23 protein-coding genes and 1 tRNA gene are annotated in these 22,721 nt (G+C 38.2%); 16 read left to right on the forward strand and 8 right to left on the reverse strand.

Features of this window, described 5'->3' with window-relative positions:
• The first annotated feature begins 31 nt into the window (after positions 1–31).
• Genes F886_RS08285 through F886_RS08300 form a run of 4 tightly spaced genes read left to right on the forward strand, consistent with a single transcriptional unit; the run spans position 32 to position 3,042 of the window.
• Positions 32–1,045: an acyl-CoA/acyl-ACP dehydrogenase gene (locus F886_RS08285; protein ID WP_005303708.1), complete on the forward strand. Its 1,014-nt coding sequence runs from the start codon at positions 32–34 to the stop codon at positions 1,043–1,045.
• Positions 1,033–1,827 carry a PIG-L deacetylase family protein gene (locus tag F886_RS08290; RefSeq protein ID WP_005303710.1) on the forward strand — a complete coding sequence of 265 codons (795 nt, stop codon included), beginning with the start codon at positions 1,033–1,035 and terminating at the stop codon, positions 1,825–1,827. The genes F886_RS08285 and F886_RS08290 overlap by 13 nt, the downstream gene beginning before the upstream one ends.
• Positions 1,802–2,401 carry a class I SAM-dependent methyltransferase gene (locus tag F886_RS08295; protein WP_005303713.1) on the forward strand — a complete coding sequence of 200 codons (600 nt, stop codon included), beginning with the start codon at positions 1,802–1,804 and terminating at the stop codon, positions 2,399–2,401. The genes F886_RS08290 and F886_RS08295 overlap by 26 nt, the downstream gene beginning before the upstream one ends.
• On the forward strand, positions 2,398–3,042 hold the full coding sequence (locus F886_RS08300) for a glycosyltransferase family 2 protein (RefSeq protein WP_005303715.1): 645 nt from the start codon (positions 2,398–2,400) through the stop codon (positions 3,040–3,042). The genes F886_RS08295 and F886_RS08300 overlap by 4 nt, the downstream gene beginning before the upstream one ends.
• Before the next feature lie 4 nt (positions 3,043–3,046).
• Here the strand turns inward: F886_RS08300 and F886_RS08305 are convergent, their stop codons facing one another.
• Complete coding sequence (locus F886_RS08305) at positions 3,047–3,409, reverse strand: DUF3592 domain-containing protein (RefSeq protein ID WP_051080044.1); 363 nt, start codon at positions 3,407–3,409, stop codon at positions 3,047–3,049.
• Positions 3,410–3,655: 246 nt separating this feature from the next.
• Between F886_RS08305 and F886_RS08310 the strand changes: the two genes are divergently transcribed.
• Positions 3,656–4,903, forward strand: a complete 1,248-nt coding sequence (locus F886_RS08310; RefSeq protein ID WP_005303717.1) for a mechanosensitive ion channel family protein — start codon at positions 3,656–3,658, stop codon at positions 4,901–4,903.
• A gap of 164 nt (positions 4,904–5,067) precedes the next feature.
• Here F886_RS08310 and F886_RS08315 read toward each other — a convergent pair whose 3' ends face one another.
• Positions 5,068–5,472, reverse strand: a complete 405-nt coding sequence (locus F886_RS08315) for a hypothetical protein (protein WP_005303720.1) — start codon at positions 5,470–5,472, stop codon at positions 5,068–5,070.
• A 309-nt stretch (positions 5,473–5,781) separates the two neighbouring features.
• Between F886_RS08315 and F886_RS08320 the strand changes: the two genes are divergently transcribed.
• Positions 5,782–6,546, forward strand: a complete 765-nt coding sequence (locus tag F886_RS08320; protein WP_005303723.1) for a COG4705 family protein — start codon at positions 5,782–5,784, stop codon at positions 6,544–6,546.
• Between the two features lie 70 nt (positions 6,547–6,616).
• On the opposite strand, the gene F886_RS08325 is transcribed toward F886_RS08320, so the two are convergent.
• On the reverse strand, positions 6,617–7,834 hold the full coding sequence (locus tag F886_RS08325; protein WP_005303726.1) for an MFS transporter: 1,218 nt from the start codon (positions 7,832–7,834) through the stop codon (positions 6,617–6,619).
• 111 nt (positions 7,835–7,945) lie between these two features.
• Here F886_RS08325 and F886_RS08330 point away from each other — a divergent pair, with 111 nt between their 5' ends.
• Complete coding sequence (locus tag F886_RS08330) at positions 7,946–8,392, forward strand: winged helix-turn-helix transcriptional regulator (protein ID WP_005303730.1); 447 nt, start codon at positions 7,946–7,948, stop codon at positions 8,390–8,392.
• 85 nt (positions 8,393–8,477) lie between these two features.
• Positions 8,478–8,807, forward strand: a complete 330-nt coding sequence (locus F886_RS08335; protein ID WP_005303733.1) for a hypothetical protein — start codon at positions 8,478–8,480, stop codon at positions 8,805–8,807.
• Positions 8,808–9,010: 203 nt separating this feature from the next.
• Here the strand turns inward: F886_RS08335 and F886_RS08340 are convergent, their stop codons facing one another.
• The 5 genes from F886_RS08340 to cysS all read right to left on the reverse strand — a co-directional run bounded on the left by F886_RS08340 (position 9,011) and on the right by cysS (position 14,017).
• Positions 9,011–9,685: a hypothetical protein gene (locus F886_RS08340; protein ID WP_005303736.1), complete on the reverse strand. Its 675-nt coding sequence runs from the start codon at positions 9,683–9,685 to the stop codon at positions 9,011–9,013.
• A gap of 1 nt (position 9,686) precedes the next feature.
• A complete protein-coding gene (locus F886_RS08345) occupies positions 9,687–10,805 on the reverse strand; it encodes a hypothetical protein (protein WP_005303738.1) in 1,119 nt (372 codons plus the stop codon).
• Between the two features lie 2 nt (positions 10,806–10,807).
• Positions 10,808–11,917, reverse strand: a complete 1,110-nt coding sequence (locus F886_RS08350) for a PD-(D/E)XK nuclease domain-containing protein (RefSeq protein WP_005303740.1) — start codon at positions 11,915–11,917, stop codon at positions 10,808–10,810.
• Positions 11,918–12,456: 539 nt separating this feature from the next.
• Positions 12,457–12,532, reverse strand: a tRNA-Gly gene (locus F886_RS08355).
• A 63-nt stretch (positions 12,533–12,595) separates the two neighbouring features.
• A complete protein-coding gene (gene cysS / locus F886_RS08360) occupies positions 12,596–14,017 on the reverse strand; it encodes a cysteine--tRNA ligase (RefSeq protein WP_005303743.1) in 1,422 nt (473 codons plus the stop codon).
• A 213-nt stretch (positions 14,018–14,230) separates the two neighbouring features.
• On the opposite strand from cysS, the gene F886_RS08365 reads away from it, so the two are divergent.
• The 8 genes from F886_RS08365 (at position 14,231) to F886_RS08400 (ending at position 22,683) form a co-directional block, all read left to right on the forward strand.
• On the forward strand, positions 14,231–15,208 hold the full coding sequence (locus F886_RS08365; protein ID WP_005303746.1) for a KpsF/GutQ family sugar-phosphate isomerase: 978 nt from the start codon (positions 14,231–14,233) through the stop codon (positions 15,206–15,208).
• A 3-nt stretch (positions 15,209–15,211) separates the two neighbouring features.
• On the forward strand, positions 15,212–15,751 hold the full coding sequence (locus F886_RS08370; protein ID WP_004793423.1) for a KdsC family phosphatase: 540 nt from the start codon (positions 15,212–15,214) through the stop codon (positions 15,749–15,751).
• A 37-nt stretch (positions 15,752–15,788) separates the two neighbouring features.
• Complete coding sequence (gene lptC, locus F886_RS08375; RefSeq protein ID WP_005303748.1) at positions 15,789–16,337, forward strand: LPS export ABC transporter periplasmic protein LptC; 549 nt, start codon at positions 15,789–15,791, stop codon at positions 16,335–16,337.
• The gene (lptA, locus tag F886_RS08380; RefSeq protein ID WP_005303751.1) at positions 16,321–16,869 is read left to right on the forward strand and encodes a lipopolysaccharide transport periplasmic protein LptA; all 549 of its coding nucleotides are present in this window, start codon (positions 16,321–16,323) and stop codon (positions 16,867–16,869) included. The genes lptC and lptA overlap by 17 nt, the downstream gene beginning before the upstream one ends.
• Positions 16,869–17,615: an LPS export ABC transporter ATP-binding protein gene (lptB, locus tag F886_RS08385; RefSeq protein WP_003650837.1), complete on the forward strand. Its 747-nt coding sequence runs from the start codon at positions 16,869–16,871 to the stop codon at positions 17,613–17,615. The genes lptA and lptB overlap by 1 nt, the downstream gene beginning before the upstream one ends.
• A 273-nt stretch (positions 17,616–17,888) precedes the next feature.
• Positions 17,889–19,355 carry a TolC family outer membrane protein gene (locus F886_RS08390; RefSeq protein ID WP_005303755.1) on the forward strand — a complete coding sequence of 489 codons (1,467 nt, stop codon included), beginning with the start codon at positions 17,889–17,891 and terminating at the stop codon, positions 19,353–19,355.
• Positions 19,352–21,490, forward strand: a complete 2,139-nt coding sequence (locus F886_RS08395) for a type I secretion system permease/ATPase (RefSeq protein WP_005303757.1) — start codon at positions 19,352–19,354, stop codon at positions 21,488–21,490. The genes F886_RS08390 and F886_RS08395 overlap by 4 nt, the downstream gene beginning before the upstream one ends.
• Positions 21,487–22,683 (forward strand): beta-barrel domain-containing protein, encoded by a 1,197-nt coding sequence (locus F886_RS08400; RefSeq protein WP_005303758.1) that lies wholly within the window; start codon positions 21,487–21,489, stop codon positions 22,681–22,683. The genes F886_RS08395 and F886_RS08400 overlap by 4 nt, the downstream gene beginning before the upstream one ends.
• Positions 22,684–22,721 lie beyond the last annotated feature (38 nt).

Here is a 22,721-nt window from a genome sequence, read left to right on the forward strand (position 1 = left end):
TTAAACCAAGTCTTATAAATAATTATTTGCAATGAATATTAAAATACCTATAAATGTGACGATATTAAGTATCTTGAGTGAATTTGAATCTGCCTCGGCTGAAGATAAAAGCAAGCTTCGTATAGATTTACTCTCTCAATTGATAAATTTAGCGAAAAATTTGCCTCATCCCGCTTCGGGTCAGACCTATCAACGTTGGCAACTTTTTGCTCAGATTGCTGGAGTCGATTTAAGTTTGGCGAAGCTTTTTGAGTCACACTGCGATGCTTTAAGCATTTTAAGTGAATTGGGTTATCACCTAGAAATAGATGACCAGCTTTGGGCTGTTTGGGCAGCAGACGGTGGACCAGCTCCATTGCAAGTGAAAGATAACCTGTGTAATGGCATAAAGCCTTGGTGTTCTGGGGCAGATTTTATTCAAAAAGTTTTGATGAGTTATAAAAATCAACAAGGGCAGGCGCAGCTTTGTATTGTTGACTTAAGTCATTCCTCTATTAGCACAGACTCAAGCCACTGGCATGCAGTCGGGATGAATGCGACAAAGACTGCAAGAGTAAGTTTTGAAAATACACCTGTTAAATTGATAGGTCATCCAAATAGTTATTTAAAACGCCCAGGTTTTTGGCATGGTGCAGCAGGTGTTGCGGCTTGTTGGTATGGTGCCGCCGTGGGTTTAGCTGGTTTTTTACAAGAAAGTTGTCAGGTCAGTCCGAATCCTTTTAAAAAATTGTACTTGGGAGAGGTCGCTCATCAATTAGAAATTACTAAGCAATATTTTCAATATGTTGCTGAACTGATTGACAGCAAACCCATGCTAAATCATGAGCGGGAAATACGAATACTACGTGCCCAAACAGAACAATGCTGTCTGAGTGTGGTTGAGCGAGTAGGTAAAGCATTAGGTGCTCGTCCTTTTTGTGAAGATGCAACTTTTGCACAGCTCATGGCGGATTTGCCTGTGTTTATCAGACAAAGTCATGCTGCTTTTGACTACCAGCAAATTACAGAACTCTGTTTATCGGACCAAAGCCTATGGGAACTTTAAAACATCCTTTGGTTGAAGACCGCATTATTTTTGGTGAGGGTACGTCCAAAGAGCAATGGTTAAATGCATTTCAACAACAACCTTTAGCAGCTTTAAATCTTGAGTTATTTCGCTCTAAAAGGGTGGTGATTGTTGCTCCACATCCTGATGATGAGGTGCTTGGTTGTGGCGGCTTAATGCAACAACTCATTGCGCTGAATTGTAAGATCCTCATTTTAGCGGTAAGTAACGGCACCCAAAGCCATCCTAACTCTACAAAGTATCCTCCAGATCAGCTCAATATTCTTCGTCCGCAAGAAAGCCTAGCAGCCTTAAAGTGTTTAGGGGTAGCCGAGTCAACCGAGCATGTAGAGCTTAATTTGTTAGATGGTCAGATTCATTTACAAACCGATCAACTGTGGCAGAGTTTAGAGCAGATCGTTCAAGCCGACGATATTCTAATTTGTAGCTATGCCTTTGATGGTCACCCAGACCACGAAGCCGTAGGTAAAACCGTACAAGCTTACGCAACAGCTAAGCAACTTCTATGTTTACACGTATTAATTTGGGCTTGGCATTGGGCAAAGCCGTTAGACTCACGAATTGATTGGTACCGAGCAAAAGCCTATCACTTAACCGAAGAACAGCTAACTAAAAAACATCAAGCAATTTTGCAGTTTAAAACCCAACTTGAAGCAGATGAAACCACGGGTAATGCCCCGGTTCTTTCTTCAAGTGCAATTAAACGTCTTTTAATGCCTTATGAGGTTTATTTGAGTGATTCATTCTCGCATGTACTTTGAAGATTTATATCGTCATAACAGTGATCCGTGGGGCTATGACTCTCATTGGTATGAAGCTCGTAAAAGACAAATTTGTCTCGCGCTGCTGACAAGACCTCGTTACTCAAAAGTGTTAGAAGTGGGCTGTTCAAATGGACATTTAAGTTTTCATTTGGCGCAAAGAGCCGGGCAACTGCTGTGTATAGATGTCTCTGAGAGTGCTGTTCGCTTAGCATCCGAGCGCCTAAAAGAATTTGAGCATGTGGTTGTTGAAAATAGAAAAATACCTGAAGACTACTCAATTCAAAAATTCGATCTCATTTTAATTAGTGAGATGGCTTATTACTTATCGGCTAATGAGTTGCAGCAGTTTATTGAAAAGTTAAAACATAGTTTAAATGATGACGGCGAGATTCTTTGTTGTCATTGGCGTCATGAAATTCAAGATTTTGAATTAAATGCAGAACAAGTCCATCAAGGCTTTCAGCAACATTTTCCATTTCATCACTATCTCAGCTTAAACGATCCAGATTTTATGATTGATCTATGGACGGCGAACACTTCCTCTTTAGCACAGCAGGAAAAATTAAGATGAAAATAGGTATCGTCATTCCAGCGCATAACGAAGAGCACTATCTATCTGCCTGTTTGCAATCTATTCAGGTCGCTATAGATAACATTAGCGGTTATGACGTAGAAGTGATTGTGGTACTCGATAACTGTACAGATCAGTCGCGGTTGATTGTACAAAGCCATCAAATCAATTGGATTGAATGTAACTACGCATGTGTTGGGCAAGCACGAGATTTAGGAATTCGCCATTTAATTGGGCGTGGCGTGACATGGATTGCATGTACGGATGCAGACACGGTGGTTAGTCCTGATTGGCTGCGCTATCAAATCCAGCACCAACCTACAGATGCAATTTGCGGTACTGTAACGCTAGATGATTTTAGTCATCTCTCTATAACTAAACGGCAAAAATATTTAGCGCATTATAAAGATCAGATGGATCACGCGCATATTCATGGGGCGAATTTAAGTTTTAGTACAGAGGTCTATCTTTTGGTCGGTGGCTTTGAACCTATTTCATGCCATGAAGATGTATCTTTAATCAAGAAATTGATCAAGCATTGTTGCAATATTACTTGGAGTAATCTGGTTCGAGTGACAACGAGTAGTCGCTTAAACGGACGTGCACCTCAGGGCTTATCGTACTTTTTAAATAATCTCTAATCGCTTAAACCATGATCTCTCCCAATATCGAAATATTCTTTAAATTTTTAGGGTCATATTTAATTTTGATGATGCTACCGACCTTATATTGATCGTGATTTTGTTTAGCAATAAGCACCTTAAGGTTTTCAGTAATGATTTGGCCTTGCTCAGTTTGAAATTTCAATTTTATATAACATAACGGGCGATATTGCACCTTAGCTAATGAGTCCTGAAAATATACGACCTCGGCAGAAGTTATCATTCCTCGTTTATAAATTAAAAACTTATGAACCAGACTTTTAAGAAAAAAGGTCCAAGCAATATAGACAAAGAATAAGCTAAACCAGACCACTCCAATAAAAGTCAAAAAATCAGAAAATTTCACTCACTAAAACCAGAATTATTCGTTTAACGTATTATTCTAAATGAACAGATTTGTTCGATCTAGTTGATGTACATGATCTAAAACATAAGCAGATAAAACCTTATCGTTAAGCGTCAAAAATAATAAGATAAATAGCAGGGTATATAACTTAGTTGTTGTATTTATGCCTACATATGTAAACAAGTCTTATTAACACATGCTTTAGCCCTTAAAATTCTAGAAAAGAAAGTTTTAAGGTGTATAGGTTTGGATTTTTTAAGTTTTTTCCGCGATATTCGGGTTCAGTTAAGCCATTATCCTTGGCTAGAAATGTTTGTTTCACTCACCATTTTGATTTTATTTGCAGCAATAGCAAATTTTATTGCTAAACGCATTATTGTGCGGGGCGTCCGTCACTTGGTGACCAAGCTAAAATCACCCAATCAATCTATTTTTGCCCAGCATAGCGTCATAAAGAAATTTGCAAATATTGTTCCAGCTGTTGTAATTATGAACGGTATTGCAACGGTTCCTCATTTAACTCCAAAGTTCATTTCGTTTGTAGAAATGGGCGCGCAAGCATTTATCTTTCTTACACTCGCGCTTACGGTTAGCGAGTTGTTAAATATCTTCAATCTTATTTATCAGCGTAATCCGAAGTCTAGAAACAAGCCGATTAAAGGTTACTTACAGTTGGTTAAGTTAATCTTATTTGTTGTGTGTGGCCTGATGATTTTAGGAACATTCCTTAAAAAGGATGTATTCACTTTACTGGCAGGTTTCGGTGCGATGGCAGCGGTATTAATGTTGGTTTTCCAAAACACTATTTTGTCTTTAGTGGCGAGTGTACAAATTGCCTCTTATGACATGGTGCGGATTGGAGACTGGATTGAGATGCCGTCGCTTAATGCAGATGGTGATGTAATTGATATTTCGTTGCATACGGTGACTGTGCAAAATTTTGATAAAACCTATACCACCATTCCAACCAATAAACTCGTTACCGATACATTTAAAAACTGGCGAGGCATGAGCAATTCGGGTTGCCGTCGAATGAAGCGTTCACTCTTTCTCGATCAAAGCAGTGTCCATTTCATGAGTGATGAAGAGCAACAAAAGCTCAAAGAGTTTTTATTATTAGATCAATATCTCGATGCGAAGAATTCTGAAATTGAAGAGTTCAATAAGCATTTAAGCAACCAATCTCGTTATAACAAGCGCCGTTTAACCAATATTGGTACGTTTAGAGCCTATGTTGAATTTTATTTGCGCCAGCACAAGGGCATTGCTCAAAATCAAACCATTATGGTTCGTCAATTACAGCCGACTAGCCAAGGTTTGCCTTTAGAAATTTATGCATTTACTAATACGATTGCATGGGTTTCTTATGAAGCAATTCAGTCAGATATTTTTGACCACTTAATTGCGATTCTTCCTGAATTTGGTTTACGTGTTTACCAAGCACCTTCAGGCCATGATTTGCAAAGATTAACTACCGAGATTAATCCAAGCTAACTTTTAAGCTGTTAATAGCAGGTCCTCAACTATTTTAAAAAGCTCCCAGATGGGGGCTTTTTTAATGTTTCATCTTTAGTGACCTGTAAGAAAAATCTATAAATCTGATAGTGAGCTGAACCGTTCCATTTAAAACCTAGACGTTGAGCGGAGCGAAAATTAGATTATCCAGCAAACCAAATATTTTGATGATCACACATTGGACTCAAATGTTTAATGCGTAGGTTGTCTCGCTCAAAATTACCACTCCCTCCAGCAATATCTAATTCATTACCTAAGCGGATATGCTTGCCATTATAGCTTAAAGCTTCTTTTTCAGAATCCCACTGAGCGGAGTGCTCGGGAAAGATAATGAGGATATCGTTTACATAAAGGCATTCTTGTTTTAACTGCAATATTCCTTTTAAGCGTGCTGAAGCAGAAACACCGTTAAACTGATAAACAGGGAGTTTCACCGCACTTGCATTTTCGTTCGCTTCCTGCTGCTGACATCCTGTAAGAAGTGCAAATACAACTGCGCAAATCAATTTATTATTAATACCCAATTTTGTTCCTATAGGGATTTCCATATAATTTTGATAGTAATGGACTAATGTTGCATATCAATCTTTAGATTGTTAGAGAAGATTTCATCTCACTACGGTTTAAACTTAAGTACTCAAGCCAAATGTATGCATTCACTGGCATGATTAACTATTGGTTATTATATTTTATTTATTTGTATATTGTTATCTTTTTTCATCTGAGTTGTGGAGCAAGAAGCATCGTGTAATTTGCTTTGAAAAAAGTATTTGTAATTTATTTTTAACCTTAACTTTATCTTAAGGCATAAATATTTAGATAAGAGCTAATGAATATGTATGTTGGGAGAACATACAATGTTGAGTCATGAGAATTTATCTAAAACCTTGAGTAAGGTTCCAGAAGTCACCTTATTATTCTGGATCATTAAAATTGCAGCTACAACGCTAGGTGAAACTGCTGGAGATGCGCTATCTATGTCCCTAAATTTGGGATATATCATTAGTACGGCAATTTTTGCTGTGATCTTTGCTGTATTTGTCGGGCTACAAATTAAAGCTAAAAACTATAATTCATTTTTTTACTGGGCGACGATTATTGCCACTACCACGTTAGGTACGACAATTGCCGATTTCGTTGATCGAACTTTAGGTGTGGGCTATGCAGGAGGGAGCTTAATATTACTTATTTTATTAGGCATATCTCTGTTTGTTTGGTATTTAAGTTGCGGCACCATTTCAGTAAAAAGTGTTCAATCTGCAAAAAGTGAAGCTTTCTATTGGTTAACCATCATGTTTTCTCAAACATTAGGGACAGCTTTAGGAGACTGGACTGCTGATACTCAAGGCTTAGGGTATACCAGCGCCGCTTTAATTTTTGGTACTTTATTATTGGTGTTAGCAATCTGCTATTTTTATACCAAAATTTCAAGAACCTTATTATTTTGGTTGGCCTTTGTTCTTACCAGACCTTTAGGTGCAGTATTGGGAGATTTCCTTGATAAACCTATCGCACATGGTGGATTAGAGTTAAGTAGATTTAGTGCGTCTTTTGTTTTATTAGCTTTTATTGTTGTCTGTTTAGTGGTCTTTAAACCTAAAGCAGCTCAGTCATCTCATTAAATTAACTGCTCATTAAAAACCACATGATTCTCTTGAGTGATGTGGTTTTTTTATTTGAGAGTAGGCATTTTTAAGAGACTTTACGGGTTATCCACCAAAATAATAATGCCAGAAGGCTAACACTTGCACCGAGTGCACACACGCCAAACCATCCAGTATAGGCGTAAGTGGCTGTTGTACTGATTGCACCTAATCCACTACCGATTGCATAAAACAGCATGTATAGCCCGACAAGCCTGCTATGCGCTTCTGGACGAGTGCGAAAAATCATACTCTGGTTGGTGACATGTAAGGCTTGCCCGCCCAAGTCTAGCAATACGATGCCAATCACCAGTGCCCACAGTGAGTAAGCCATGAGTGAGAGTGGACCCCAAGCGAGCAGTAATATTACGAGTGCTGCTAAGCTTGTACGCTGAGCATATCCGCGGTCGGCCCAATAACCCGCACGTGCGGCAGCCAGTGCACCAACAACTCCAACGAGTCCAAAAGACCCAATTACAGTATGCGAAAAACTGTAAGGCGGCTCGCTTAATGGTAGTACCAATGCACTCCAAAAAATATTAAAGGCTGCAAACATGAGTAAAGCTAACACACCGCGCACTTGTAGTACTTTTTCTTGGCGAAGCAGTTTCAACATAGAAGCCAGAAGTTGCGGGTAGCGCATGGCACTAGGTTGAACTTCTAAATAAGGCAAACGTTTCCAAAGCGGTAATGCAATCATGAGCATGATGAGGGCTGCACAGAAGTACACGCCACGCCAACCTGCTACATCACTAATTCCCCCTGAAAATACACGGGCAAGCAGTAAACCAATGAATACACCACTTTGTGCAGTACCGACTACATGTCCTTGTTCATGTGGGAGAGCAGCACTTGCAGCATAAGCAATAAGCCCTTGCGTCATGGCTGTGCCGAGTAAACCCACGGCAAGCATTCCTGTTAAAAGAACAATTGTAGAATGAGCAAAGGCAACCACGAGCAAGGCAGATATTAAAGCCAATAACTGAATAGTCATTAATTTACGCCGATTGACAAGGTCACCCAATGGCACTAAGAACACGAGGGCAAGGGCACAACCGATTTGAGTGGCGGTAACTACACCACCAATAGCGGCATGACTAACATTAAAGTCCTTGGCCAATATGTCGAGTAAGGGCTGCGCAAAATAGACATTTGCTACGCTTGCACCACTTGCAATAGCAAACAGCAAAATTACACCACGAGGCATGCTTGAAAGCGGTTTATCACTTTCTGAGTGTGAAGTTGAAGATGCAAGAGAAGCTTTCATGGGCCTAAATCCATTTAATCTAGTTTTAAAATGCAACTAGTTGAATGTTAGATCGGCTAGTTTTAAAATGCAACTAGATAACTTGTTACCCATGATTGGTAAGGAAACTCGATGACGAACTCTACATCTTTAAAAGATGAACCTTGTCCTGTTGCGCGCTGTGTCAATCTCATTGGAGACCGCTGGTCACTGCTCATTGTGCGTGATGCTTTTGATGGAATGCGCCGTTTTGGAGATTTCCAGCGGAGCTTAGGTGTTGCGCGAAATATTCTCTCTGACCGACTAAAAAAATTAGTGGATGCAGGTGTTCTTGAAATGCAAGATGCTTCAGATGGCACGGCTTATCAAGAATATGTGTTGACCGCTAAAGGGGAGAGTTTGTTTCCAGTGGTTGTGGCTTTACGACAATGGGGAGAGCAGAACCTATTTGAAAGTGGTGAGCGCCATTCTCTGTTAATTGATAAAACTACAGGTCAGCAAATTCCATTTATGGCGCCAGTCGCGGCAGATGGAACAGTGCTGAAAGCTTCTAATACCCAAGTGCAAAAGGTGAAATAAAATAAGAGAAAACAAAAATAACCTTTTTTAACTTAAATTTGCAGAGATTAGTTGATACCCTTGCGCGTCAAATTAAGGTGAGATTATGAGATTTATATTCCTCTTTATAAGCGCAATTTCAATTCAATGTTATGCAGCGTCAGAAGCCATGGAACTTCATTACTGCGAAACTGTGAAGAAAGCAGCGAGTGGCGTGATGGATGCAAGACAACATGAAGTGCCAGCTCAAGAGTTACACGACATAGCCAATCATCTTGAAGAGCAACAAGCCAAACAACTTTATCAAGAGCTTATCAAATCTGCATATTCTTCAAAATTATTTGAAGACCCTCTCATTAAGTCCAAAGCTGTCGAGAACTTCCAAACCACTTGGCATGAACAATGTTTAGCAAAAGAATTGGCTAAAAATATTTGATTATTTAGTGATTAGTAAGACTGCTATAGAGTGTAATATGAGGTTGTTAGGAAAAGGATTTTTTATTCGTACTTATGTATTAATAAAAGTCCCCGTGAGCACAACGGGGACTTTTATTAACTGCGGTATAAATTCAAAGTAATTTAAAAAATTAGTTAATACTTTTAGGAATTAAATTTTCTATTGATAAATTTATTTAATTATCAATCAAAAAAAAGTAGGTTTATAAGTTTCAAAGTGACTTTTAAACTTGAATCATTGTGTTTAGATAGACATATTAAACCATTCTTTGATAGTTCAAGATGATAGGTTGTCTCATCCAAAAAACTAACTTTAATTTTTGATAAATCATAATAAATATCTCCAAAAACTTGCTTGAAATCTAATAAAGCATTATTACTAGAAGTAACTTCCAGTGATCCTTTAGAATTTTTTGACAAGGAGATCTCATTAAATCTAGCTTTATGTACTTGAAAGTTTGATAAATGACTAGTCCTCTTAATAAAACTATCTAAATTTATTTTTCTTGTCTTAAAAGATATTTTTAATCGAAAAATAGAATTTAGGAAATCTACGAGGTTTTTAGAATATTTATTAGGTTCATAAATAATAAAAAAAAGTCGCCCCTTAATAAAATGAAAAGAAAAATTCTGATGAATATGATAATCAAAAGTAAAAACACTTTCGATGCCATTTATATCTATAGATTTTTCATATCTTTTAAACTCTTGATAAAATGTTGAGATAAATGAATTATCATCATACTTTATATTTAATAAAGAAGAATCAAGTGAGTTTGTTGATCTTGATTTTATTAAAATAGAGATTAGCTCCGAAAAATCTAAAGTTGAACTACATTCAAAAATATGAAATTTCATATTAAGCTTCCTTTGATTTGGAAACAACCTCATTATTATGTTTCATTAATGAGATAACTGGAGTAGTAGTTAAGCTGTCGATTAATTCAATACCCTTTTTAAAAATTAGTTTATTAAACTCTCTATCTTGACTGCTTGAAATAGCATTAATAGTTTTAGAATGTTTACCCTCTTTATATTTGTAAAAACCTTTAGATATAAAAGAAAAATTACTTTTTCCCTCATCATCATAAGTTACTTTAATAGAAAGTCGATACTTGTCAGATGTTGAAAAAGTTGAATCAATACAATCCCATGTGAATTTATGGAGTAGGTAGCCATCATCCAATCTGGCTTTAAAATCCTCAGAAAGATGTAATTGATTTCCTTTATAAGTTGCACTGATTAATTGACAAATTGTTTCATCGTCAGAATCATCATCTTTATTAGGATTTTTAAATAAAACCTCAATAACATTTGTTCGTTTATACTTATCAAATACAGAGGTTAATTCATCAAAAAATTGCCAATATAATTCTGGATTTGTAAGTCCTGTTAAGTCAATGTTGTTTATACTAATTTTATCATCATTTTCTTTTAATATTTGCTGAACGCTTGTTGACCATCTAATCATCTCAGGTGTGGCAGGGTGTTCAACATAATATGTATCGGTAGCAGAATCTCTTTTAAATATTATTGTAGCTTTTTTATTTTCTATTTGTGAAAACATCTGTTTGTCGGGATGAAATTTCTCGTAATCAAACTCAACAATTACTTGGTCTTTTCTAATATTAGTTTCAATATCTTTTAATTGAATATTAGAAAACTTGTCTTCAAGCTTTGAGTCCAATTTCGACATAATCATTGATAAGTCAGAGACTGATAATCCAGTTTGTATATTTATAGATGATGTATATTCAACTCTATCAACTTTACTATGTTGAGCAGATATTGTTTCAAAATCATAATATCCATGCATGAAAGTTGCAAAATAATTAGCTTTTTCCTCTCGACTCGTTTGATTACTTAAAATAATACCTCTTTTTAAAAAAAGTGCGGTTAAAACTGAGTCTGATACTTTTCCTGTACTTAAGGCACTATAAATATTGAAATCATTAGGGATTCTATAAGACTTATTCATTTTTATTCCTTAGCTGTACGATCAATTTCTTGTGTGCAGAATACTTTTTGTACAATAGTCACTTTTTCATATTCTACTTGCTTTTGAAAAATTTCTTTCATACTGTCACTGTAATCCCACATTTGACAGTACTGTTTAATAGCTGCATCAAAATTTGATTTAGCAGTGCGGTTTATATTCCTAGAGCAATGCCGAATATAAGTATTAGTTTTTTCACCAATAAGCTCTAATGTCATCAATGTTTCAATTAAAAAAATAAATTCTTCAACAGTTGATCCTTCTTCTCTGTAATAAATAATATTTCCACCATTTTTAGTTATACGTAGAGGCTGGCCTTCTGGGTTATCTGGATTTTCTTCGAAATATGAAAATTTTTCAAAGTTCATAATAAAGAATGGGCCATTGATCAGTTCTATTGTAGCTGGACACTCTTCTGGTTTTAGTAAATTTTTAGACATTTGTCTATTAGGATAATAAAAGTTAATTGGTACAGAATTTTTACTGCCAGGAACTTTATGTTTATTTCTAAGACTATCTAAATCAAACTTAATTGATAAAATGTTATCAATTAATTGGGGTTCTATAATATGAAGAGTTATATGTTGTGGAACCTTTAAATCTTTTAAATGAAAACGAGAGGGAGCTCTTTTGGTTGTGTGAGGAGTGTGGAAAGGATAATCATGAATAAAATCATAGAATGGCTTATCAAAATTTCCATCATGATTGTAAACAAATAATAGCCCTCTTATTTCATAATTTCCCGTTACATCATAGGTTTTCTTCCACTCTGAATTTACATTACCGCAAGTAGTACCATTAGTAATGCTTATTAACCAGTCTTTAGTGTTGCTATAATTTATTGATTTTTTAGCATAACTTTTTAGATCTGTATTTAGGTATATAGTTTTATTTTCAAAAGGGTCAATATAGTAAATAACTACATCAGTAGGATGTGTTTTTGAATCATCACTATCTGCATCTTTAAAATGTGCTTCAGGCATTAAACATTCATGATTTAAATCATTTTGAGGATGAATTTTCCACTTTAAAAATTCTGCAATATCAGTCGTTATTAGATTTGCTAATTCTGCTACACGTATAGTCTCAGCCATTTCTTAACCTTAATTATCTGAATGTTCCTATATAACTCAACAACCTTTGCTAACCAATTTATGTGCTTTACATAGCAGTAAAAATTTCATACTAATTGGAATTTAAGGATGCTAAACAATACCGTCGCTTACTACGTCCAATTTCTTCAAAGTTGTTTCTATTTTTGCGTCGCATACAACGATAACCAAATTACCTGTTTTAAATCAATTATTTGAAAGTCAGGATTTACATACTTTAACATTTGGTTTGTGTTCTGAAAACATCCATTATTAAATAATATTTAAACTATAATTATTTTGTCATCTTTGAAGTTAGTGCAGTTGGGGCGAACTCTGCTGTAGTTTCATATTTTTATCTACGAATAAATTATATAAGACTCATCTCATCCTAAGATTGATATAGGAAATTTAGCCAACAGGTAGGGTGGTATTACAGCAGAATGTAAGATGTTTGTTTAATATGATTTCGACTGGTCAAAGCTAACCAATAGACAATAAAAAACCACCTAACTCTTTCGAATTAAGTGGTCTTTAAATTTTGGAGCGGGAAACGAGACTCGAACTCGCGACCCCAACCTTGGCAAGGTTATGCTCTACCAACTGAGCTATTCCCGCAATGTGAGCACATTATAGAGTGTTTCACTAAAGTGTCAACACTCTTGTGATTTAATTGAACATTTAATCAGCACGACGCCAAACTGTACCTTGACGCGTATCTTCTAATACAACACCTTGGTCGAGCAAAGACTGGCGAATACCATCTGCTTTAGCAAAGTCTTTTGCTTTTTTCGCATCAACACGTTGTTGAATAAAATCTTCAATTTCAGCATCAGACAAAGTAAGCGCTTCTTGTCCAATATCTGATTTTAAGAAATCATCTACATTGTGTTGTACCAAACCTAAAATATTGGTGAGGTAACGTAATGTCGAATAAAGCACAGTCGCTTGGTCAGCTTGCTCTTCTTTTACAGCACGGTTTAACTCTTTGTTCAGTTCAAACAATACAGCCATTGCTTCGGCAGTGTTGAAGTCATCACACATCGCATTGTTAAAACGTTCAATAAAGCTTTGATCAAGCGTTTCAGTTGTCGTTCGACCATACACTTGTTGGTAAGCTTTAAATGAGTGATAGAAGCGAGTTAAAGAAGTTTTTGCTTCTTTAAGTGCCACATCAGAGAAGTTCACAGGACTACGATAGTGTGAAGACACAATAAAGTAGCGAATCACTTCAGGGTGGAATTTTTCCATCACGTCACGAATAGTAAAGAAGTTGCCTAAAGACTTAGACATCTTTTCGCCATCAACGTTAATGAAGCCAACATGCATCCAGTAGTTTACATATTGTTCGCCAGTTGACGCTTCACTTTGCGCAATCTCATTTTCATGGTGTGGGAACATTAAATCTGAACCACCACCATGAATGTCAAAGTGATTGCCTAAGCAGCAAGTCGACATTGCAGAACATTCAATGTGCCAACCCGGACGGCCATTACCCCAAGGTGATGCCCAAGATGGTTCATTTTCTTTGGCATGTTTCCAAAGTACAAAGTCAAATGGATGTTTCTTTTCAACTTCTACGTCAACACGCTCACTCGCGCCAGCTTGCATATCATCAAGCTTACGGCCAGAGAGGCGACCATATTTTTCGAATTTGGTGACTTCAAAATAAACATCGCCATTTGCAGCAGGGTAAGCAGAGCCTTTATTGACCAGATTACCAATCATATTTTGCATCTGATCAATATATTCAGTCGCTTTAGGTGCTTCATCAGGTGCAGCACAGCCTAAATTAGCTGCATCTTCGTTCATTGCATCAATGAAACGAGTAGTGAGCTGCTGAATGGTTTCACCATTTTCATTCGCGCGTTTAATAATTTTGTCGTCAATGTCAGTAATGTTGCGAATATAGCGAACATTCCAGCCTTGGCTACGCAAGAAACGAATAATGTAGTCAAATGCAACCATAACTCGAGCATGCCCGATATGACAGTAATCGTAAACGGTCATACCGCAGACGTACATATCGATGTGACCTTCTTTGCGAGGTACAAATTCAACTTTTTTTCGTTGCTCAGAGTTATATAAAACAAACGGTTGCATAAGGGTTTTCAAACACTCAACAAAAACAGTGTTACATCATAACTGATGCATCATTTTTCACAAAGGTTTATGCAAGAATTTTATAAGCTTGTGAAATCTTATACATTTAAAAACGTGTAGATGATTGAGTTATGTTAGAATGCCCCCAAATCTTTTGATTAAAATCACCGATCTTCACAAGAGATCAGATCAATTATTTTGAGTCAAACTCGTATGCCCAATCCTACAGATTTTCAAAGCAGCGCATTAGCAACCTTGCGTATTGAGCAGCAAGCCCTAGACGTGTTAGCAACACAAATTAATGACAGTTTTAATCAGGCTTGTGAAATATTGTTACAGTGTAAAGGCCGTGTTGTGATTACTGGCATGGGGAAGTCAGGGCATATTGGCCGTAAAATGGCTGCGACTTTTGCTTCAACTGGTACACCATCTTTCTTTATGCATCCGGGCGAAGCTGGGCATGGCGATTTAGGTATGCTGGTTCGTGGTGACGTTTTAATTGCGATTTCCAATTCTGGAAAAAGTGATGAAATCATGATGTTGATGCCGCTCATCAAACATCTTGGTGTACCTCTTATTACCATTAGCCGTACTGATAAAGGGCCAATGCCTCAAAATGCCGACATCGCTTTAACTTTAGGTGAGTCTGATGAAGCATGCCCACTAGGTTTGGCTCCAACATCGAGCACGACAGCGACTTTAGTGTTGGGTGATGCGCTGGCTGTTGCTTTACTTGAAGCTCGTGGTTTTACTGCAGATGATTTTGCTCGCTCACATCCTGCTGGAGCATTGGGTAAGCGTTTACTTCTACATGTAAAACACCTTATGCATACAGGCGATGAATTGCCAAAAGTTTCACCAGATACGCCAATGAATCAAGTGCTTTACGAAATTTCTAATAAGCGTTTAGGCTTGACCACGATTGTAGATAAACAGGAACATTTGCTTGGTATTTTCACCGATGGTGACTTGCGTCGTTTAATTGATAAACAGCAAGGTTTCGATGTGAATTTACCTGTTTCTGAAGTAATGACAAAAAAACCGTCAACTATTTCTCAAGAAGCACGTGCGGTAGAAGCTCTACAACAGCTTAACCTGAAAAAAATCAGTCAATTTGTTGTGGTTGATGACCAAAATAAAGTGATTGGTGTAATTAGTATGCATGACCTTATTCAGGCAGGGGTAAATTAATCAATGGCATCTTATGCATTGTTAGAACAAGCACGTCACTTACAGGCATTGGTTCTGGATGTAGATGGTATTTTGAGTGATGGCTTTGTAACTTTAACCAATAGTGGCGATGAGATTAAATCATTCGATATTCGTGATGGTTTAGGCATGAAACTTGTGCAGCAAGCAGGCATGAAAGTCATCATTATTACAGGCCGAAAAAGTAATATTGTTGAAAAACGTATGTCTGATTTAGGCGTAGACCTCGTTTTTCAAGGTCGTGAAGACAAAGGTTCTGCGTTACGTGAAGCTTGTGCACAGTTTAATATTTTGCCTTCCGATTGCTTATATATGGGCGATGACTGGCCTGATTTATCTGCTTTTGCAATCGCAGGAATGAGTGTTACTGTGCCAAATGGTCATGAAGAAGTGCGTCGCCGTGCGCATTTAGTTACCCAGTCGATGGGCGGACGTGGTGCTGTACGTGAAGTCTGTGATATGTTGCTGATCGCAAAAGGCATTTACCAAGAACTTCTTGAAAAATATCTTGCAGTACCGCATTAATAATAAGATTACTTAAAAAGGTAGGCTATTCCTGCTCATGGATACCAGAGTTTTATCTATTGTTGCTGTAGTTATTGCTGCTATAAGTGGTGGTTATTACTACTATAGTGGCAAAGCAAAAAAACTAGACATTGGTTCTGCGAAGAATATGACATATTCGGCGCAGGGCGTCCATTTGACTCAAACTGATGATCAAGGCAATTTGTATATTCGTGCTGAAGTTCGTCAGCTTGAACAGGATATGCAACAAAAAACATCAAAGTTGGATCAACTTAATGCCTCTATGTATAAAGATGGCAAGGTTGATGCGACGTTCTTTGCGAAACAGGCAAATGGCTATGATGATAATCGTAAAGTTATATTATCGGGTGATGTGGTCGCAACGAAACTTGCTCCACAAGGGAAAATTGAATTCAAAACCGATGAGTTAACTGGTTATCCAAAGACCAGAGAGATTGAAACGGATCATCAAGTGGTTGTTCAAGCTCCACAAGGCGATTTTGTTAGCAAAGGATTAAAAGCCAATTTGAATAACGGTCAGTACGAATTTTTTAATATTCGAGGAAAGTATGTACCAAAGTCTTAATTTAAAACGTTCTTCAGCTTTCCTAAAACAAGCTGCGGTTATTACATTCGTTGCTTTATCATCAGCTTCGACTTTTGCGTTGCCGTCTGACCGTAATCAACAAATTTCACTCGTGGCAGACCGTGCAACTTATAACGAAAAAACTGGTTTGACGACATACACCGGTAATGTCGTGATTGAGCAAGGTACGATGAAGCTTCAAGCCGATTCGATTGTTGCTACATTAAACTCTAAGCGTGAAATCCAAACCATTACTGCTAAAGGCCGACCATCTAAGTTTCAGCAACAAATAAGTGCTGATAAGGGCGTGGCACGCGGTGAAGGACAGACCATTGTTTATAATGCAGATACGGGCATTATTACATTGAATGGTGGTGCATATTTATATCAAGATGGTTCTAGCATTCGTGGTAACTCATTGAAATATAGTATGAATAAAGGTGATGTTGAAGCTCAAGGTTCATCATCAAATCGTGTGCAGATTATTATTCCACCATCAAGTTCAAAAAGCTTTCCAGGAGCGCGTGACTAATGCAACAAGCTCTTCAACAACCCCAAACTTTGTGTATTAAGCACTTAGGAAAAAACTATAGTAAGCGTTGGGTCGTCAAAGACGTATCTTTTAGTATGCAAAGTGGACAGATTGTTGGTTTGCTTGGCCCTAACGGTGCAGGAAAAACAACAAGCTTCTATATGGTTGTAGGGCTAGTGCGTATGGACAAAGGTGAAATTCACCTTGATGATCTTGATATGTCCGATTTGGCAATGCATGAACGGGCACGTAAGGGCATTGGATATCTTCCGCAAGAGGCTTCTATTTTTAGAAAGCTGACCATTGCTGAAAATATTATGTCCATTTTAGAAACACGTAAGGACTTAAATAAGCAACAACGCCAGCAACGTCTTACTGAATTATTAAATGACTTTAAAATTAGTCATATTAAAGATTCATTAGGAATGAGTGTGTCTGGTGGTGAACGCCGCCGTGCTGAAATTGCACGTGCATTGGCTGCTGATCCTAAATTTATGTTGCTTGATGAACCATTTGCCGGCGTTGACCCAATCTCGGTTGGAGATATTAAAGATATTATCCAGACTTTGAAGGATCGTGGCATCGGTGTACTCATTACTGACCATAACGTACGTGAAACTTTAGCAATTTGTGAACGTGCATATATTGTGAGTGAAGGGGCTGTAATTGCAGAAGGTACACCACAAGAAATTCTGGATAACGAGCAAGTCCGTAAAGTCTACTTAGGTGACGATTTTACAGTTTAAATAACAAAGTTAATCTATTTGTCTAAAAAGAGGTCAATGCCTCTTTTTAGTTTTTTTATATTTAGTTTTTAAAAACAATGATTTAACTTATTCATTTAATAGAACTATAATGTGTGAATTATTCCTGCAATTATGCTTCTTTATGCAAAAAAATATGTAGAATGTAAAAGCTTTTAAACGATAACAAACAAGATCAACAAGACAAGCATGATTGGATATAACCAGAGAAGAGTAACAAGGACATGTAAAAAGCCGGCTTTCCTGAAAGGGTTGATGCTTTTAACTTCATTGCATGTACCTGTGGTGATATATGCTGCTAAACCAAGTGAGCAATATCACACCTTAAAAGACAACTTATCACAACTTTTTGCCCCAAAAAGTAGTGATGAATTTAAAGTTGCCAAGATGCAAGAGCTGAGTAATTTTAAGTTAGATCGTTCTAGAGTTCAGGAGTTTCCGACTGTTCAACTCAATGATCGATCGGCTGGATCTTATTCAAGTTTGCCATCAAGCAAAATGACTTTGCAGGAAGCGGTGAAAATCGCAATCCAGCGTAACCCTGATATTTCTCAAGCCATTTCTACTTTAGCTGGCCAAAACGCTGGTATTGATTATGCCAAGGCTGGTTATTATCCACAGCTTTCAGGTGGTATTACTACAGGTGACTTGACTAGTGGTGAGCGTGGTAGGCAGTTATTGACCCTAAATGCGACTCAAATGCTCTATGATTTTGGCAAAGTTAAATCAGGTGTAGATGTTGAGCAAGCTAAGGTTCAAGTCGAGCAGGCCAATGTTCTAGTCAGCATTGATGATATTGCTCTCGATGTTGCACAGTCGATCATCAATATTCAGCGCTATCTTCAATTAAATAAGATTGCCGAGCAGCAAATTGCAGGTATTCAGCGAATTCAGGAAATCGCTAATTTACGTGCAAATGCGGGTATTAGTAGTCAGGCTGACCCGATTCAAGCTCAGTCTTATTTACAAGCTGCCCAGTCTGGTTTGATTGCACAGCAATCATTATTGCGTCAGTACCAACAACATTTAAGAACATTATTGGGTGCAGATGTCTCGCGCACGGGTTGGATTATTTCAGATGATTTGGTGAAACAATCTGATTTATATGGCGAACCTGAGTTTAATACCATCCCCAAAATGATTGCGGCTCAAGCCAGTGTTGAAGTGGCTAAAGCACAAAAGGAACAGACTCGTTTAACACGTTATCCAACCTTGTCGGTTAAAGGTTCTTTGAGTCAGGCCATCAATGGCAGAAACCCAAACAATGATAAAGATGACGGTCTATATAGTTCGGTCATGCTTGAAGCAAGTAGTCAGTTTTATCAAGGTGGGGCAGTTTCTTCTCAGGTAAAAATGGCAAGTTATGCTGAAGAAGCAGCAAAGTCTAAAGTCAATTCAGTTTATCTAGATGTGCTGGATCAAATTAGAACGAGCCGTGAACAAATTGAAAATAAACAACGTCAAATGTTGGTTTTAGCAAATCGCCAAGCCACTACAGTTCGTACCCGTGAGCTTTATCAAGAGCAGTACAAGCTTGGTACACGTTCATTGGTTGACTTACTGAATGCAGAACAGGCCATCCACAGTGCTAATTCGGAACTTGAGTCAGCACGTTACGATATCTATAACAGTATTGTTCAGTACATTTCGGCAACAGGACGTTCCCGCCAAGCTTATGACTTAAATAATATTTCAATTCAGGGGTTCGAAGTACAACCATGATGACAAAAATAAACTACCAGCCCTGGTTACAGGCGGTCTTAACGATTGCTAAACATTACCGAATTGAGCCTTCAGAAGAAAGAATCCGTTTACAACTTGATTGGAATCAGAATCAAAACCTTGATGATGTTTTACAGCTCATTACACGTCAGGTTGGATTAAATTTACGGAAGGTACCTTTTTCTTTAGAGGTACTGAATCCGTGGCGCCTGCCTGTTATGGTCGAGTTTAACGACGGACAGGTAGGTGTTGTTGATAAAGCTGATACACAAGGAAACGTCAGTATCCAGTTGAGTGGAGATCACGGCCTTTCCCAAAATTTAAGCTTGGATGTCTTAAAAACGACAATTAAAAATGTCTATATTCTACGTCCTGAAACTTCGATTCCCGATGCGCGTATTGACGAATATATCAAACCGTATGAAGCAAGCTGGTTCTGGTCAATTGTGCTCAGAGACTGGAAGCGCTACGTTGATATTATGTTTGCCTCACTGATTGCCAATATTTTGGCACTGGCAACCATTATCTTCTCAATGCAAGTCTATGACCGCGTTGTGCCTTCACAGTCTGTTCCAACCTTATGGGTTCTTGCAGGCGGTGTACTCATTGCAGCGCTCTTCGAATTTACCTTACGTATATCACGGGTATATTTATCCGATATTATTGGTAAACGTGCGGATTTACGGGTTTCTGATCGTGTATTTGGTCATGCCCTAAGAATCAAAAATAAAGACCGCTCAAAGTCTACAGGTAGTTTTATTTCCCAGATTCGTGAGCTCGAAGGTGTTCGTGAACTGGTGACTTCAACCACCATTAGTGCAATTGCCGATTTCCCATTCTTTTTCTTGTTCCTGACCATCTTTGCGATTATTGGCGGGAAATTGTTCTGGGTGATGTTGCTGGTTGTACCACTTATGCTTTTGCCGGGTATTTTGGCACAGAAGAAGCTAGCGCAACTCGCACAAGAGGGTATGAGAGAGTCATCAATTCGTAACGCCATTCTTGTTGAAGCGGTGCAAGGTATTGAAGACATCAAGCTTTTACGTGCTGAATCACGCTTCCAAAACCAGTGGAACCACATGAATGAAGTTTCAGCCGACATTGGTATGAGACAACGTAAAATCGTTGGTACCTTAATGGCATGGACTCAAATGCTTCAAGGTCTGACCTATGCGATTGTGGTTTTGGTGGGATGTTTTGCGGTGATGGATGGTGAAATGACTACAGGTGCGTTAGTGGCCTGTTCAATTTTATCTTCACGCATGTTAGGTCCGATTGCACAAATTACAGGTGTTCTAGGACGTTTACAGCAAGCGAAAGTTGCAAAACAAAGCCTAGATGAGCTTATGCAACGTCCAATCGATCAGGCTGATCGTTCACATCTGGTACATAAAGCTGCTTTAAATGGCGATTACGAACTAAAAAATGCCTTGTTCCAATATGGAGAAGAAGACCCAAGACCAAGTTTGGCAATCCGTCATTTGAAAATTCGTGCTGGCGAAAAAATTGCAATTCTGGGGCGTAATGGTGCGGGTAAATCAACATTGCTTCAGCTTCTATCTGGCATGCAAGTACCAACTCAAGGCTCAGTGCATTTAGATGGTCTGGATCTGTCTTTAATTGACCCATCCGATGTACGTCGTGATATGGGTTTACTTAACCAGAATGCGTATCTTTTCTACGGTACGATTCGTGAGAACCTTACTTTAGGTGCTCCGCTTGCAACTGACGAAGAGATTCTTCGGGCTTTAGTGGTGACGGGTGCTTTACCTTTTGTTCAAGAGAAAAAAGAAGGATTAGATCACCTGATTTTAGAGGGTGGCGTTGGTTTCTCGGGTGGTCAGAAACAAGCATTGTTACTGGCTCGTTTATTGATTCGTCAACCTAACATTTTATTGTTAGATGAACCAACAGCAGCCATTGATGATGTGGCAGAGAAACAACTGATTGATCATTTAAAAGGTTGGCTGGCGCATCGGACCTTGGTCGTTGCGACTCACCGCCGAGCTGTTTTAGAACTGGTGGACCGTATTATTGTCGTTAACGATGGAAAAATCGTGATGGATGGTCCAAGAGATCAGGTCCTTAATCAATCAACAGCCCAACAAAAACAAGTGCAAGGGGGTAATTCATGAGCGAACCACAACAAGAACAACAACTCACCCGTTCAATGAATGTCTCTTATAGTGAGCCACCTTTACCACGTGCCAGTTTAGTCATCTGGATCGTGGGTATTGGCTTAGTTATTTTCTTTATCTGGGCATGGGTATTTAAACTTGAAGAAGTTTCTACCGGTACGGGTAAAGTGATTCCATCGTCTAAAGAACAGGTGATTCAGTCTTTAGAGGGCGGTATTTTAACCAAGCTCAATGTACAAGAAGGCGACATTGTTCAAAAAGGCGAAATTCTTGCGCAACTAGATCCAACCCGTTTTGCATCTAATGTGGGTGAATCAAGATCTTTACTTATTTCTGCTCAGGCGACAGCAGCGCGTTTGCGTGCGGAAGTAAACGGTACACCATTGGTTTTTCCTGAAATTGTGATGAAAGAACCAAAACTTGTACAAGAAGAAACAGCGCTATATCGCTCACGTCGTGCTGATCTTGAGCAAACACTTTCAGGTTTAAAACAGGCTTTGCAACTGGTGCAACAAGAGCTGGCGATGACGGAACCGTTAGTTGCTAAAGGTGCGGCAAGTGAAGTTGAAGTTCTACGTTTACGTCGTGAAGCAAACGACCTTAGAAACAAAATGAACGATGCGCAGAACCAGTATTATGTTAAGGCTCGTGAAGAGTTATCGAAAGCAAATACGGATAGTGAAACGCAACAACAAATCGTGCTGGGTCGTAGTGACAGTTTAGATCGTGCAGTGTTTAAAGCACCGGTACGTGGTGTTGTAAAAGAAATTGCAGTTACTACCCATGGTGGTGTTATTCCACAAAACGGTAAATTGATGACGATTGTACCGATTGATGAGCAGTTGCTTATTGAAGCGCGTATTTTGCCGCGTGACATTGCATTTATTCGTCCGGGACAAGAAGCATTGGTTAAGATTACTGCCTATGACTATTCAATTTATGGTGGTTTAAAAGGTAAGGTTACGGTTATTTCACCAGATACAATTCGTGATGAAGTGAAACAAGACCAATTCTATTATCGTGTTTATATCCGCACTGATTCCGACAAGCTTTATAATAAAGAAGGTAAAGCATTCGGAATTACACCGGGTATGGTGGCAACGGTAGATATTCGTACGGGTGAAAAAACAGTACTCGATTACTTACTTAAACCATTTAATAAAGCCAAAGAGGCGTTACGAGAAAGATAGTAAAAAAAGGCCCCGAGATTCGGGGCTTTTTTATGGGT

The organism is Acinetobacter sp. NIPH 542, from assembly GCF_000369825.1.
Taxonomy (GTDB): domain Bacteria; phylum Pseudomonadota; class Gammaproteobacteria; order Pseudomonadales; family Moraxellaceae; genus Acinetobacter; species Acinetobacter oleivorans.

What these genes read in the sequence shown, in the direction of transcription:
- F886_RS08285 (WP_005303708.1), top strand. Translation starts at nt 32, where the DNA reads ATGAATATTAAAATACCTATAAATGTGACGATATTAAGTATCTTGAGT.
- F886_RS08290 (WP_005303710.1), top strand. Translation starts at nt 1,033, where the DNA reads ATGGGAACTTTAAAACATCCTTTGGTTGAAGACCGCATTATTTTTGGT.
- F886_RS08300 (WP_005303715.1), top strand. Translation starts at nt 2,398, where the DNA reads ATGAAAATAGGTATCGTCATTCCAGCGCATAACGAAGAGCACTATCTA.
- F886_RS08315 (WP_005303720.1), bottom strand. Translation starts at nt 5,472, where the DNA reads ATGGAAATCCCTATAGGAACAAAATTGGGTATTAATAATAAATTGATT.
- F886_RS08320 (WP_005303723.1), top strand. Translation starts at nt 5,782, where the DNA reads ATGTTGAGTCATGAGAATTTATCTAAAACCTTGAGTAAGGTTCCAGAA.
- F886_RS08325 (WP_005303726.1), bottom strand. Translation starts at nt 7,834, where the DNA reads ATGAAAGCTTCTCTTGCATCTTCAACTTCACACTCAGAAAGTGATAAA.
- F886_RS08330 (WP_005303730.1), top strand. Translation starts at nt 7,946, where the DNA reads ATGACGAACTCTACATCTTTAAAAGATGAACCTTGTCCTGTTGCGCGC.
- F886_RS08335 (WP_005303733.1), top strand. Translation starts at nt 8,478, where the DNA reads ATGAGATTTATATTCCTCTTTATAAGCGCAATTTCAATTCAATGTTAT.
- F886_RS08340 (WP_005303736.1), bottom strand. Translation starts at nt 9,685, where the DNA reads ATGAAATTTCATATTTTTGAATGTAGTTCAACTTTAGATTTTTCGGAG.
- F886_RS08345 (WP_005303738.1), bottom strand. Translation starts at nt 10,805, where the DNA reads ATGAATAAGTCTTATAGAATCCCTAATGATTTCAATATTTATAGTGCC.
- F886_RS08350 (WP_005303740.1), bottom strand. Translation starts at nt 11,917, where the DNA reads ATGGCTGAGACTATACGTGTAGCAGAATTAGCAAATCTAATAACGACT.
- cysS (WP_005303743.1), bottom strand. Translation starts at nt 14,017, where the DNA reads ATGCAACCGTTTGTTTTATATAACTCTGAGCAACGAAAAAAAGTTGAA.
- F886_RS08365 (WP_005303746.1), top strand. Translation starts at nt 14,231, where the DNA reads ATGCCCAATCCTACAGATTTTCAAAGCAGCGCATTAGCAACCTTGCGT.
- F886_RS08370 (WP_004793423.1), top strand. Translation starts at nt 15,212, where the DNA reads ATGGCATCTTATGCATTGTTAGAACAAGCACGTCACTTACAGGCATTG.
- lptC (WP_005303748.1), top strand. Translation starts at nt 15,789, where the DNA reads ATGGATACCAGAGTTTTATCTATTGTTGCTGTAGTTATTGCTGCTATA.
- lptA (WP_005303751.1), top strand. Translation starts at nt 16,321, where the DNA reads ATGTACCAAAGTCTTAATTTAAAACGTTCTTCAGCTTTCCTAAAACAA.
- lptB (WP_003650837.1), top strand. Translation starts at nt 16,869, where the DNA reads ATGCAACAAGCTCTTCAACAACCCCAAACTTTGTGTATTAAGCACTTA.
- F886_RS08390 (WP_005303755.1), top strand. Translation starts at nt 17,889, where the DNA reads ATGCTTTTAACTTCATTGCATGTACCTGTGGTGATATATGCTGCTAAA.
- F886_RS08395 (WP_005303757.1), top strand. Translation starts at nt 19,352, where the DNA reads ATGATGACAAAAATAAACTACCAGCCCTGGTTACAGGCGGTCTTAACG.
- F886_RS08400 (WP_005303758.1), top strand. Translation starts at nt 21,487, where the DNA reads ATGAGCGAACCACAACAAGAACAACAACTCACCCGTTCAATGAATGTC.